Genomic DNA, 14,515 nt, shown 5'->3' with positions numbered 1-14,515 from the left:
ATCTTAAATATTATTTTCTATGGTAGCATAAGCGTCTAAAACACGGTTTCGAATTTCTTTGTATGCTAATTTCTTTGCAATTTCTTGATTCATTAAAAAAGCTTTTTCTAATAGCTCATCACTTTTTAAAGCTTTTGTTATCAATTTAGAAATTGCGACAGCATCTTCTGGGTTCTGAATTAAAAATCCATTTTTACCATCAGAAATATAATCTTCACTTGCACCACCAGGATTGGATTGAATTGGAAAAGCCCCTAAAATAATAGACTCTAAAAGTGTGTTTGGTATACCATCTGAAATATTATTACCAATTGCTATTTTTGCTTTCGCAAATAACTTTAATAATTCATTCTGACTTACTTCTTTTTTTCTACTGATAAATTCTATATTCCATCCATTGCCATTCATTTCTGCAATTTTATCAATAACGTTATCATGCGCAGAATAAACCAAAACTTTATAATCAATTAAATCACTCTTTATCAACTCTAAAGCATTTAAAACCACTAAAGCTCTACCTGCCCAATGATGATATCCCTTAATAATAATTAAATTTTCTTTTGGAGTTTCTGCAACAGTTTCTTTTATTTTTTCTAATTGATAACCGCCACCTCCAGGAAAAATACCTGAAACTTCATTTTTAAAGCCTAAATCTTTTGCAATATTAATATCTCTTTGATTATCCACAAATAAATAATTCAAATTAAAAAGGACTTGTTTTATTTTTTGCTGATGTTTTTTCTCATTTTGATATAAATACAGATCACTTCCCCAAGAAAAATACGCCCATTTAAAATCATTTTTTTTTCGAACTTTTAATAGAGGATATGTTTGCGATTGCATTTCTAAAGAATGTACCAAATCTGGTTTAAGTTCTTTAATCAACTCTTCTAGTTTTTCTGAAGAAGTTACCTTTAAATAGCGCTCTATTTTATTAAAAATACTTGGCATTTTTTTTTCAAGAAAAAACTCTCCTTTTAAATAAGGTACTTTTCTTTTACTCCAATTTGTGGTATAATTTGTCCACAATAAGTCTTTATGAATAGGTCTATCTAAACAATCGAACACATAAATTTCATGTTCCGTATCTTTTAATTGATTGATCCACCTTGCTGAATGGATGTATTGAAGGCATACAAAGAGTATTTTCATAAAATTAATTCTTTAAATAATTACCAATTTAATTTTACACCTTTCAGAGAAAAATTAGCACCATCTATAGCTACTAGCTTTCTTTCTTCTTCATTTAAAATTGATAAATGATGAATAGCATCTTTAATACCATCACTACTTTTAAATAATAAAGGTTCCTTAACAACTACTTCTTTATAAGTTAAAGTATCTATGTTCTCTATTTCATACATATTAATTGCAGCCCCATAACCTCCGTTACTATCTTGAGAAAAACGATACGTTTTACCATTTTCCTTATAGATTGCTCCTGCATTTCTAATTTTCTTTCTATCGTTAGATATTGGAGAACATGGGTGTTCTATCCATTCATTTTTTAAGCCTGCTGAATAATAAAGCAATAATTCTTTAGTATCTAAATCTGTTGTAAACCAATAGTAAATTGAATCCTTCTCTAAAAAAATAGTATCAACTAATCTTTTACCCGAAAATAATACTGTATCTAATTCCCACTTACAAGGAAATTCTTTTGCTACATATAGAAGTATTTTATTAGATTCATTAGATTCAGGTAATATATAAACTTCATTTTCCTTTTCGAAAATTAAAGGAAATGATTGATGGAAAGCTTCGGTAATTATTTTTTTTTGATACTTCCAATTTAAACCATCTGTACTTTTAGCATAAGCTATATCTGCTCCTTTTTTTAAGCTTTTATAATATTCATATTCAAAAAATAAAAAATATTCTTTACCTCTCTTAAATAAAAAGGGATCTGCAATACCACTACAGTCTTTAAAATCTAAATCAAACCATTTTACCTTAAGTAAATTATTTATTTTTAAATCAGCAACATTTTTATCTTCTCTAAATGTATGAATATGCCATCCTCTTTTAACCGGTTTAAATATTTTTGATAAAACAGTATTTCTTACAAGTTTTTCGAAAAGTTTATTACTATGGTTTTTAGATCTAACTTTAAGAAAAAAGTTAAAAACTAAATACATAAGTAGTATTATAAGAAACAATGAAAACACTAAAATAATTAAATTCATTATAAATGATTAAGTTTATATCATGCTATTTAAAGGAATAGTAAAAATATCTAAATGCAAAAAAATTACTCTTAAAGGTGAAATTATTTAGAATAGGAGTATACCAACGCTCCCAATCTGTCTGATTAAAACCATCTTCTGTAAAATATATTCTAAAATAATCACCATTAGCACAACTATTATATACTAATTTACGAACGTCTAATAAAATAACATTTATAAATGCAGTAAAGAAATTTTGAGCTTGCTCTTCAATCATTGGTAGATTTAAAATATTTTTTTATGTTAAAATAAACTTTATCTAATATTCAAAAAATAAAGTAATTATTAATTTGTTCATTTACTATTTCAATAACTGATAGCCTTTATTAAAAAATTTAAACGATAAAAAAGCTAATACTAATTTACTCTTAACAAATAAATTTAGTTTGAAATCTTTTAATGATTTTAAACAAAATAGAGCAAGATTAAAGTTTCTATTTGTTAAACAAATAAGATAAAGATTAATGATTCTTTTTTGTATAAAAATTTTTATTTCTTTAGTTTCGATTTTGTTTTTTTCATAAAGGTTTAATACTTTAAATCTTGCATAAATTTCTGATTTAATTTCTTTTGGATTGCATAAAGATATTTGTTTAGATAGACTATTAGGCCATTGTCTATACAAAATTGTTGATGTATTTAATAATTTAAAATTAGAATCACATAAAAGTGCTCTTAAATTAAAATCCCAATCATCTAAGTTGGATATTTGGTCATCAAACATAATTTTATTTTTCAATAAAAAATCTAATTTCCATAAAGGTCCAGAAACATAAAAATCTATTTTATCTAAACATGAATCTACAAAAATACTATTAGATTCAATATTTGACATATGTGTAATTATACCATTTTCATAAAATGATAACCTATTAATTATAACATCTAATTTCGATTCTTTAAAAAATATATTAAGTTTATCTTCTAAGTGATTTTTTAACATTAAATCATCTGAATCAAAAAACTGAATATAAGATCCTTTTACTTTTCCTAAGCCAAAGTTCCTACAACTATTTGCTCCTTTACTAAATTCATCCGGTCTTTTATATAATTGAAACCTACTATCTAAAAGAATGTATTCTTCTACTATTTTAACAGAATTATCTGTAGATCCATCATCTATAATTATACATTCCCAATTTAGAAATACCTGATTAATAATGGAATTTAAAGTTTCTTTTAAAAACTCACTAGAATTATACATTGGTATTATAATCGAAACTAAATTTTTCATTTAATTAAATAATTAAAATTATTTTTTAAAAATTATAAATAAACTCTTTCCTCTTTATATTTAGCAATTAAAGATTATAATAATAACAGGGACTAAAATCCGTTGAAAGGTTTAATATTAACTTTTATAAAATGATTTATTATTAATTCAAACCCAACTATAGTCAATAATTTTTATAATTATTATTTTTATATATGAAGCTTTTTTATTATTTTTAATCACGTATTAAATAATAAATTAAACCAACTAATTTCTGTTTTTTATTTTTTTTACAATTTTATAAAAAATATATTGGAATAAAGACTTATATAAAATTATAAATAAAGTAATATTGTTTGATTTTGAGTGGACCCCTAACATTTTATTAGCAAACTCTTCTTGTTCTATACTAACATTTTGGTGTATACCTCTAAATAAATTCTTAGCATGATTATACGTTTTACTTTTAAGTAACCGCTTTCTAGAATCCTCAAAACCTATCAAGTTAGATGTATGAACTGGTTCTAATTCTTCAAAATAAGAAACAGGCAGACCTAAATTTGTCGCAAATAATAAGTGCCCTCCTATAGAATTGGTTAAAGCAAATTTATAATTTGAGATTAAATCGTAAAAACCTTTTATAAAATTAGGGTTATCAAGATGCCCAGCTGAAACTACATTATACCCTTTTTCCTGGAAAGGTAGATGTAATCCCTTTTGTATATCTAAATAATAAAAACAAAAAGTAACAGGTTTTTGAACCTCATCTAAATTTTCAATAATATCAATAATTTTTTCTTGATTATGCTCTCTATCTACTCCTTTTCTTGAGTGATGAATAAAAAAAAGACTTCCTTTAGCTTTCTTAGAAATAATTATACTTTTATTTTCTTTGTACCAAACAAATGGAGACATAAAAGTTCTTGCCTTACCTTTAAATTTATTATTCCATTGAGTAACATAGTCTTCCCTATGAAAAAAAAGGTTTGTTAAAAATTTTTTTTCCATATCCCATATTTCATCATAAAAGGGAGGACTAGAATGTTCAAAATGAGCACAAATAGGTAAAAATGAAGGGTAAAAAACTCTTTTCCTAATAATTTTACTAAAACCATATTGTATGTTAGAAGGAAAAACAACTCGTTCCTTTATTTCATAGGGTTTACATACCTCAATTAATTGTTTATTGTTCATTTGTAAAAATATTTGTAGCTAAATCAAGTCCATATTGATTATTTAATTCAATACTTGCTTTTTCTTCCACCATCAAATGACCTACTCTACCTGTAATAATTTCATTACTTAAATCAAAAGCTTCTTTTTTAACAGCAGAAATACCACCTACACTTTTAAACAAAGTGTCTCTTTCTAATTTTGTGAATTTATTTTGATTTAAAATAGGTTCCATTCCTTTACCATGATGTTGAAAAAACATATGGTTATCTTCTCTAACACTTATTATTGAATCTGACCCAAATAAAAACATAGTATTTAGCGCATCATCTATACTATAGCTTTCTATAAATGGAAAATCTGGAGAAATAATTTGAATTGCATTATAATTTACATCAATTTGTTTTTGTATAAAATTAATAGTTTCAGATAATGGTGTTGTTTTGCGCTCTAAAACCTCACTTCTTTCTATAAAAATTATTTTAGACTCATCTTTATATCGTTTTTGAACAAACTCTTTAATATCCTTAGAACTACTAGTAATAATAATTTTTTTAGGTATTTCCGCTAAAAGAACAACATTAATTTTCTTTTCAAGAATAGACTCACCAGCAATTACCTTTAAATATTTTTTATCATTTCTAATAGGTAGTATTAATATTGATTCAATATTAATATTTTTAGTTTGAACACTCTTTTTATTAATGGCAGCTCGGGTAGATAATATTTTAGTTTCGTTTTTTGTTAAATTAGATGAATGTTGTCTGTAGTAAAATAAAGGTTCATTTATATTTTTCACTTGATAGTGTGTAATAAATTTTAACCAAATCTCATAACCATCTTGACATGTAAAATCTTCATCATATCCATTTACAGCCTTTAAAAAGGATATTCTAATCATTGTACAAGCACCATGAGCAGGTCTATCAAATAATAAAACGTCAGTATCAAAATTATACCTTTTGTGAGCTGAAAATTTAAAGCCATTTTCATCCATTAAATAATAGTCAGGAAAAACCAATCCAATATTATCATTTTCATCCAACACCTTTACCATTTTTTCAATAGCTTTTGGTTCTAATATATCATCCGCATCTAATCGCATAATATATTTACCTCTAGCTTTTTTAATAGCAACGTTATTAGTCTTATTTAATCCTTTATTTTTTTGAAAAATAGTTTGAATATTTTCATGCTTTTTAGATAACCTTTTAATAATATTTATAGAATTATCTGTAGAGCCATCATCAATAATTATTATTTCGATAGAATTATACGTTTGATTTACTAAACTAGTAAAAGCTTCTTCTAAATAATCTTGATAATTATAATTTGTTATATAAACTGTTACTAGAGATGAATTATATTTCATTAATTTTTCTTTTTTTAATAATTTTTGCGGGGGAACCAGCAATAATAGCACTTTCTTCAAAAGATTTATTTACAACAGAACTACTACCTACAATAACTTTATTTTTAAGATTAACTCCTGGAAATATTACTGCATGTGTCCCAAGCCAACAATCTTCTCCTAAAATTATTCTCTTGTGTGTATAACCTTGTTCTTGTATATTTTTTCCTTCCTCAAAATAGTTGTGCATACTTGTTTGTAAATACACAAAACCAGAGATTAAAGTATCTTTACCTATAAAAATAGAGTCTCCACCGTTAAAAACACTATACAGACCAATTCGAACACCAGAACTTATGTCTATATGAGATTTATTAGTAGACAATATTCTTACTCCTCTATCTACTCTACAATTATCACCAATAGTTAACCTAGAGTTTTGATGCGTTCTAATTTCAACATTCCTTCTAAAAATCAGATTATCTCCTAAGTGAATTTTAGCATTTTTATCTAAAGTTATTATAGGGAAAGAATCACACTTAAAGTTTTTACCAATTTTAAGATTTTTATTAGAAAATAATACTTTATAAATCCAACCTAAAATAATAGGTTTTTTATCATAAAATAATTTTAGTAGAGGATAAAACATTTCTTATTTTAAAATTTCAAATGTAATTTTTTGATGTTTAATAACATCTTCCTTTAAAGTTTTTCCAATTACTTCTTTATAGTCACGAGCATCAATTCCATGATTAGGTCTTAAATAAGCCAAATCATCTTTAGTGATAATAGTTCCTGCTTTTAAATTTCTAATTGGGTATACAGCTCTTCTAAAACTTGTACAATGGCCTGTTTCTATTTCAATTTCTGTTGGAGTTTTTATTGGGTTTCCTTTTAAATCGTTAATTTTTTTTATTTTAGAGATTAAATCTAAAACTTCGTTTTTTGTTAATGAAACTTTATGATCCCTAAATTCTTTATTTTCTCTACTATCTGTAAAGTGAAATTCTAAAATCTCTGCTCCCATTGCTACAGCTATCTCTAAAGCATAACTACCTTCTGTATGGTCTGAATAACCAATAGTTAAATCTGTTTCTTTTTTATAAGTATCCATAACTGATAAATTAGCACTAGAGTATGGTATTGGATACATAGAAGTACATTGTAATACTGATAAATATTGTTTATCTAAATACAATGAGTCTAAATTTTGAATAAATTTAACTGTATCTAAAACTTCTTGCTGAGTACTAAGTCCTGTTGATAAAATAATTGGTTTTTTAAGCTTTACAATGCCTTCTAATATAGGATAAGCGGTAAAATCTCCAGAACCAATTTTATAAATTGGCATGTATTTATCTATCCAAGAAATATAATCTAAATCCCAAACAGAAGCCATAAAACCTACATTGTTAGCTTCACAAAGTTCGGCTAATTGAATATATTGTTCTTTTGATAACTCAAACTTTTTAAAATGTTTATTTCTAACAGGGCTTTCTTGTTGAGAAACAAGAGTGTCTCCAGAATACATCTGATATTTTATATAATCTACATCTGCATCAATAGCTAATTTTGTTAACTCTAATGCGTATTCAAAATTACCTTCATGATTTCCTCCTATTTCGGCAATAAGTAAGGGACCGTGTTTTCCTTTAAATTTGTTTATCATTTATTTTTTTGTATAAACTTACTATTTCTTTGTAATTGTATTTGTAATGTAACTTAGTAGTTAAAGATAATATTTTAGTAACAGTATTAAAATCTTCTTGAGTATCTAATGCCAAATCTATTCCTTTACAACTATCATCTTCATTATACAAATACATCGTTTTAAATAACTTTTCATTATCATAAAAATACGGCATTACATGCTCTCTATAATAATCGGAAGTCATATTTTTTAGATGAGCTTCATATACATCTTTTCTAACAATTTCAATACTCATTCCTTTAGGGTAAGTTCTTTCTTTTACATTAGAAAGAAAATCTAAGTTATTTTCTTTAAATTTAAGAATAGCGTCAGAAATTAAATCTTTATCTAAAAAAATATTGTCACCGTTAATTCTAACTATTACATCGTAGTTATTTGCTTCTGCACACTCATAAAAACGTTTAGAAACATTATTTAAATCTCCCCTAAAAATATTTACATTATTTTTTTTACAAAAACGTTCTATGGCATCATCATCTTTTTCTACAGACGTAGCAATACAGAAACCATCAATTCCTTTTACACGACTTACTTTATCGCAAATATATTCTAAGACTTTTTTTCCTTTAATTTCTTTTAAAATCTTACCGTAAAGACGAGACGAAGAATACCTACATAAAACTACAATTCCTATTCTCATTTTCTATAGCCAATTATTTTAGAAGGACTTCCTGCATTAATACTAAATGCTTCAATATCTTTATTAACAACTGTACCAGCAGCTAAAACAGCCCCATTACCAATAGTAACTCCTTTTAAAATGGTAACATTACTTGCAATCCAAACATCATCTCCTATAACAATTTCTTTAGATTGGTTTGGTTGTTGATTTATATTTTTTTCTTTTAAAATACTATGATTACTATCAACGATATATACAAATGGAGCAATTAAACAATCACTACCTATTTTTATATTTGAAGAAGCAAATATAAAAGTGTGATAACCAATTGTCGTTCTTTCTCCAATAATAACATTTGCATCCATATTACATGGGCAAATTTTTACACCCTCCTTTATAATAACATCATCTGCTATTTTTATATTTTTAGGAAAACGCATGAGTGAAACATTTTTATCAAGCCAAACATTTTTACCTAATTTACCTATCCTAAATCCTTGATACCATGAACGAAGTTTGTTATAAAGAGAATATTTTAAATGTTTTCTTAATTGTGAAGATTCGTTACCCATTATCTTTCTCTATATTCCATTCTGTTTTAGTGTACATCCCTTTTACACTTATAGTATCAAAATTAGGTTCGTGTCCAGTAATATCTTTCCACTCAACTTTAAAACTTTTTGCATTATCTGCAATAACGTCTACCGGATTATTAATTTGCCTTACAAAAACTTCCAAGGTATAAATACCAGGAAATAACGTGTTTTTAGGAATAGCTGCATTGAAATTATAATTCCCTTTATCTAAATCTAAAGCTCCAATATCCCAATTAGTTATATTTGTCATTGTTGGAGTGTTTTTATGATATAACCGATATCCTAATTCAACATTTTTAGTTGAGTTTTTGATTTTTAATTTTATGGAAAATGATAAATCATCTCCCATATAAATTAAATCATTTGTTTTTAAAATTTTTACTGATAAAATATCTGAAAAAACTTTTAATCCTCTTGTTTTAATATCTTTAGAGTTATTTGTATCTTTTAAATTACCAAATTCATATCTTTTAATACCCTCTTCTACTTCCCCCGTAAATACAATTTCTCCATTTTCTAAAAGAATAGTACTAGTACAAAGTTTTGCAACTGAATTCATATTATGACTTACAAACAATACTGTTCTACCTCCTTGGCTAGAAATATCTTGCATTTTACCAATTGCTTTCTTTTGAAACTCTGCATCTCCAACAGCTAAAACCTCATCAACAACTAATATATCTGGTTCTAAAAAAGCTGCTACTGCAAAAGCTAGTCTCACTTTCATTCCACTAGAATACCTTTTTACGGGAGTATCAATATAGCGCTCACAACCAGAAAACTGAATAATTTCATCTAATTTATCAGCAATTTCTTTCTTAGTCATTCCAAGAATTGCTCCATTTAAAAAAACATTTTCTTTCCCTGTCATTTCAGGATGAAAACCAGTACCCACTTCTAACAATGAAGCTATTCTTCCATTTGCTTTTATACTACCAGTACTAGGCCCTGTTACTTTAGAAAGAATTTTAAGCAACGTAGATTTTCCTGCTCCGTTTTTACCAATAATTCCTAAAACCTCTCCTCTTTTAACTTCAAAATTAATATCCTTTAAAGCCCAAACATATTCCGATTCTCCTTTTATAGCTCTATTATTAGATTCTCCAACTTTTAAAAACGGATCTTCTTTCCCTCTTACTTTATGCCACCATCGGTTTAAATCATGACTAATTGTCCCCGTGCCAACGGTTCCTAATCGATATTGTTTGCTTAGGTTTTCTACTTTTAAAATTACTTCGTTAGATTTCATGATTAAATAGTATCGATAAAACTTTTTTCAGTTTTGTTAAAAATTAAAACACCTACTATTAAGGTAACAAGAGTTATTATCACTGTATAAACAATACCAAATAAAGAAACACTTCCTTCATTTAATAACATAAATCTACCTGTTTCAATAATATATGCCATTGGATTATATCTTACTGCCCATTCAAATCCTTTTTCTTGAAAAAGTGACAGAGGTAAAACAACAAGAGAAATATACATTAATAACTGAATACCAAAAGTTACTAGAAAAGTTAAATCACGGTATTTTGTAACCATAGATGAAATAATCATACCTAATCCTAATCCTAACATCCCCATAAATAAGACTAATACAGGAAATAAGAAAACATATTTACTTGGGGCCACATCATAACCTGCAAATAAGAAGTAAAAATAGAATATTATAAAAATAAATATTTGTATCCCAAATTTTAATAAATTTGAAACAACTACAGACATTGGCATAATAATTCTTGGAAAATATACTTTACCAAAAATTTGTTCATTTTTCTTAAAAGTATCTGCGGTTTGGGTTAAGCAATCTTTAAAATAATTCCAAGTAGTTATCCCTGCTAAATTGAATAAAAATGGAGGAATACCTCCTGTTTGAATTCCTGCAACATTATTAAAAACTAAAGTAAATATAATTGAGGTAAATAATGGTTGAATTAAATACCATAGAGGCCCAAGTATGGTTTGCTTATAAAGTGTTATAACATCTCTTTTTACAAAAAGAAATAATAAATCTTTATACTCCCAAACTTCTTTTAAATTTAAATCAAATAAATTATTTTTTGGCGTTATTTCTAACAACCACTTTTCTTTCTCCATTTATTAATTTTTCTTAGAGAACAAATATAATTTATTATATATTTTTTAACACTAAAAATTAGCTTTAATTATTATTGATTTATTTTTATAATTGACGATTAAAATTTATGAAAAATGCTCTACATCCAACTCATAAATTTTAACCAAAACCTAAAATAACATCTTTACAAACTGGTTATAAAAAGAATTGGTATAAATAAGTATTAAAACTTATATTAAGGTATGATAATTACTAACGATAAACTTCACATTCATTAAAGCTAATAACAAAAAATGCCCTACAAAAAATAAAAATTCAAGATTATTGTTACACTTACTTTTTATATACTTATCAAAATAAGAAAAAAACAAAATTGGTAATAATATTACTAATGGCATAAACCACCTAAATTCTATATAGCTACAAATAATTAAAACAAATATTAACGTATAATTTATAAAAAAGACAACTATTTCATTATTAATAATTTTCTTAATATTTATTTCTTTCGTAAAAATTCCTTTAAAAAACAATAACACTCCTAAAAGAAAAACTAACCCGAGTAACCGAGTATATGGTTTTATCAAATAAGTACCTTCTCTTATTGCTGTTTTAATACTCCTAGGAATATTAAAAATCATTGTTTCTAAAATAGAATTAGGCAATGAATTAATTCCATTATCTGAAATATAAGCCAACACATCTTCTGGTTTACAATGTTTTCCATACTCAACTTTACCTTCTTCCAACCAAATTGCAGTTAGATACTGTAATTGAGGCCAAGAGACTCCTTCTGTTTCTATTTTTTTTTCGTGAAAAGATAATTTTCCGTTTTCTTTTAACGATGGGTAATTGAGTAATATTAAACCCAACAAAAAACTTAAAGTTATTATAGAAACTCGACTTGCAAAAATTTTATAATTAAATTTTTTATTATAAAAATATAGGGTCAAAACAATAATAAATGTTGGAAATAATAAAATCCCCATTTTTCGTGTTGAGAGTATTAATGCAAAAATTCCTCCTAATAAAATGTAAAGTATAATATTCTTATTTTCTTTATCTTGTTTAATTTTAAAGAATATTATAAAAAATAGTAGTGTAAAAAAGGTCATAAAAACATCATTAATTCCCGAAAAAATAAACGACATAACAATCATAGCATTTACAGAAGTAAGCATAATTGCATTCTTATACAATTTAGGTAAATGATTAAAGTTTTTTCTTATTAAAACCCAAAGTAAATATATACTAAATATAGCAAAAAGTAAACTTGTTACTCTTAAAGACATTAAAGGATCTAACCCTATTAAATAAAATAAGTAAGAAATACTGTTAAAAATGGTAGAATTTCCATACATATTGGCTTCATAAAAACCAGATTCAATAAAAATATTAAAAACATATAGAAACCCTCCTTCATCTCCTGTTGTATCTAGACTTATAAAAATTGTAAATAATCTAATACAAGCATAAAAAATTGAGGTTAATAATGCTAAACTCAGAACAGAATTTAAAATAAACTTGTTATTTTTACCCATACTTTGTTTGTCTTTTATATATTAGTTAAAAACAACTTCTTGATCCAACTCATAATACAAAGGCATTCTTACCAACGTATCTGCATATCTATCACAGTTCTGTAATACTCTACCATCATGCTTATCTTTAAAATAAGGACTAGAATGCAAGCTTACATAATGAAAAACAGGGTTAATCCCCCTTTTTTTATAACTAGCAATAAACTCATTTCTTTTCTTTAACGACTCTAAAAGCACATAAAACATGTGTGCATTATTAGTTGCGTATTTAGGTACTAAAGGCAATGAAATTTCACTACTCTCTTTAAAAAACGTAAAATAACCATTCCAAATTTCTTTTCTTCTATTTTGAATATCTTCTAAATTTTCTAATTGCGCCCATAAAAAAGCAGCAATAATTTCTGAAGGTAAAAAAGAAGACCCTACATCCACCCAACCATATTTATCTATTTCTCCTCTAAAAAAAGCAGATCGATTGGTTCCTTTTTCCCAGATAATTTCTGCTCTTTCTATAAATTGTGTATCATTAATACCCAATAAACCTCCTTCTCCACTGATTACATTTTTTGTTTCGTGAAAAGAAAATGCAGACAAATGACCAATACTTCCTAATGCTTTTCTTTTATAAAAAGAATCAATTGCTTGAGCTGCATCTTCAACAACATATATACCATGTTTTTTAGCTAATGCCATAATGGTATCCATCTCACAAGCAACACCTGCATAATGAACCACAACAATTGCTTTGGTTTTTGGTGTAATTAATGCTTCTAAACTATTTTCATCTATATTAGGTTGATCTGCTCTTGAGTCTGCAAACACAATTTTTGCACCTCTTAATACAAAAGCATTTGCTGTAGAAACAAACGTGTAAGAAGGCATAATCACTTCATCTCCCTCTTTAATATTCAATAAAATAGCACACATTTCTAGGGCATCTGTGCAAGATGTAGTCAATAATGTTTTTGTGATTCCATAACGTTCCTCAAAAAATTGCTGACACTTTTGCGTAAAAACCCCATTTCCTGAAATTTTACCAGAGGCAACTGCTTGCTCTATATATTTTGTTTCATTACCTGTTAGGTAAGGCTTGTTAAATGGTATATTTTTTTTCATTTACTTAACTCCTTTAAATCTTACTCTAAAACTTTTAAGAGGCAAAATGTTATTGTCATTAACATCTAAGAGGTTATTAATTTTCAACAAACCTTTACCACAAACTACAACTGGTTTTTCTTCTTTTATAAAAATCACTTTACCAGGTGCTCTATTTTCAATTTCAACATCTTCTATTAAATCTACTTTTGTAATTCTATATTTATTATTATTTATAAAAGTGGAAGCTCCTTTATAAGGATACGAAACAGCATTTACAAACCTCAAAATAACATCAGCATCTAAAGTCCAATCAATTAAATAATCTTCTTCATCTCTCCATAGACTATAGGTTGATAAATCTTCCTCTTGTTTTTTTCCCGATAACTTTTCAGAATTCACTAATTTACATATAATCTCTGCAACAATTTCTTTATATAAGGAAGACACCTCATTAATTAAATTTTCTATCTTTTTAGGATAATTTACATTTAGCGACCTCTGTAATATTACCGCTCCTTTGTCATAGTCTTGAGTAGCCCACAAAGCCGTAACACCTACTTTATTTTCATTATTTATCAGTGCATTTACTAATGGAGCAAAGCCTCTATATTTGGGTAATAAAGAGTCGTGTAAAACTATTAACTTTTGATCAATATTATTTATCAACCATTTCCAAGATATTGCTATTGCGTATTTAGCTTCACTTTCAAAAAAATCTGTTCTTTTTTTAAAAGATATTTTATGATTTTTACATAATAATTTTATATCTTTAGAATAATCATTTAGTACATCCAAGTCTTCTCCAACAACTACTTCAGCAATATATTTATCTAAATTAGAAGCAATAAGATAGTTAAGTGTATCAAAACCTTTTTTTGTCATTAAATATAATGTAACCACGA

The 14,515-nt window shown here is 26.3% G+C and carries 15 protein-coding genes; all 15 read right to left on the bottom strand.

The features are described 5' to 3' along the window. Positions 1-3 precede the first annotated feature (3 nt). A complete protein-coding gene (locus tag GQS58_RS01340) occupies positions 4-1,152 on the bottom strand; it encodes a glycosyltransferase (protein ID WP_166382095.1) in 1,149 nt (382 codons plus the stop codon). Between the two features lie 20 nt (positions 1,153-1,172). After that, complete coding sequence (locus tag GQS58_RS01335) at positions 1,173-2,138, bottom strand: hypothetical protein (RefSeq protein WP_166382093.1); 966 nt, start codon at positions 2,136-2,138, stop codon at positions 1,173-1,175. Between the two features lie 73 nt (positions 2,139-2,211). Beyond that, entirely contained in the window at positions 2,212-2,445 is a 234-nt protein-coding gene (locus tag GQS58_RS01330) for a hypothetical protein (protein WP_166382091.1), read from the bottom strand. An 84-nt stretch (positions 2,446-2,529) separates the two neighbouring features. Then, complete coding sequence (locus GQS58_RS01325) at positions 2,530-3,462, bottom strand: glycosyltransferase family 2 protein (RefSeq protein ID WP_166382089.1); 933 nt, start codon at positions 3,460-3,462, stop codon at positions 2,530-2,532. A gap of 246 nt (positions 3,463-3,708) precedes the next feature. Next, positions 3,709-4,635, bottom strand: a complete 927-nt coding sequence (locus GQS58_RS01320) for a hypothetical protein (RefSeq protein WP_166382087.1) — start codon at positions 4,633-4,635, stop codon at positions 3,709-3,711. Continuing rightward, positions 4,625-5,986: a glycosyltransferase family 2 protein gene (locus GQS58_RS01315; protein ID WP_166382085.1), complete on the bottom strand. Its 1,362-nt coding sequence runs from the start codon at positions 5,984-5,986 to the stop codon at positions 4,625-4,627. Before GQS58_RS01315 ends, GQS58_RS01320 begins: the two co-directional genes overlap by 11 nt. Then, positions 5,976-6,614 carry an acyltransferase gene (locus tag GQS58_RS01310; protein WP_166382083.1) on the bottom strand — a complete coding sequence of 213 codons (639 nt, stop codon included), beginning with the start codon at positions 6,612-6,614 and terminating at the stop codon, positions 5,976-5,978. Before GQS58_RS01310 ends, GQS58_RS01315 begins: the two co-directional genes overlap by 11 nt. Positions 6,615-6,617: 3 nt before the next feature. Further along, positions 6,618-7,634 carry an N-acetylneuraminate synthase family protein gene (locus tag GQS58_RS01305; protein WP_166382081.1) on the bottom strand — a complete coding sequence of 339 codons (1,017 nt, stop codon included), beginning with the start codon at positions 7,632-7,634 and terminating at the stop codon, positions 6,618-6,620. Then, entirely contained in the window at positions 7,618-8,316 is a 699-nt protein-coding gene (locus GQS58_RS01300) for a cytidylyltransferase domain-containing protein (protein WP_166382079.1), read from the bottom strand. The genes GQS58_RS01305 and GQS58_RS01300 overlap by 17 nt, the downstream gene beginning before the upstream one ends. Next, positions 8,313-8,738 (bottom strand): acyltransferase, encoded by a 426-nt coding sequence (locus GQS58_RS01295; RefSeq protein WP_166382077.1) that lies wholly within the window; start codon positions 8,736-8,738, stop codon positions 8,313-8,315. Before GQS58_RS01295 ends, GQS58_RS01300 begins: the two co-directional genes overlap by 4 nt. 124 nt (positions 8,739-8,862) lie before the next feature. Further along, on the bottom strand, positions 8,863-10,143 hold the full coding sequence (locus GQS58_RS01290; protein WP_166382075.1) for a polysaccharide ABC transporter ATP-binding protein: 1,281 nt from the start codon (positions 10,141-10,143) through the stop codon (positions 8,863-8,865). A 2-nt stretch (positions 10,144-10,145) separates the two neighbouring features. Further along, on the bottom strand, positions 10,146-10,994 hold the full coding sequence (locus GQS58_RS01285; protein ID WP_166382073.1) for an ABC transporter permease: 849 nt from the start codon (positions 10,992-10,994) through the stop codon (positions 10,146-10,148). A 210-nt stretch (positions 10,995-11,204) separates the two neighbouring features. Then, on the bottom strand, positions 11,205-12,515 hold the full coding sequence (locus tag GQS58_RS01280; RefSeq protein ID WP_166382071.1) for a glycosyltransferase family 39 protein: 1,311 nt from the start codon (positions 12,513-12,515) through the stop codon (positions 11,205-11,207). Positions 12,516-12,536: 21 nt separating this feature from the next. Then, the gene (gene rffA, locus GQS58_RS01275; protein ID WP_166382069.1) at positions 12,537-13,631 is read right to left on the bottom strand and encodes a dTDP-4-amino-4,6-dideoxygalactose transaminase; all 1,095 of its coding nucleotides are present in this window, start codon (positions 13,629-13,631) and stop codon (positions 12,537-12,539) included. Next, on the bottom strand, positions 13,632-14,513 hold the full coding sequence (locus GQS58_RS01270; protein ID WP_166382067.1) for a formyltransferase family protein: 882 nt from the start codon (positions 14,511-14,513) through the stop codon (positions 13,632-13,634). It abuts the gene before it with no gap. Positions 14,514-14,515: the final 2 nt, after the last annotated feature.

The organism is Polaribacter sp. 11A2H (assembly GCF_011379025.1).
Lineage (GTDB): Bacteria > Bacteroidota > Bacteroidia > Flavobacteriales > Flavobacteriaceae > Polaribacter.
The sequence above is the reverse complement of the archived record's forward strand: the minus strand, read 5'-3'. Positions and strand labels throughout refer to the sequence as shown.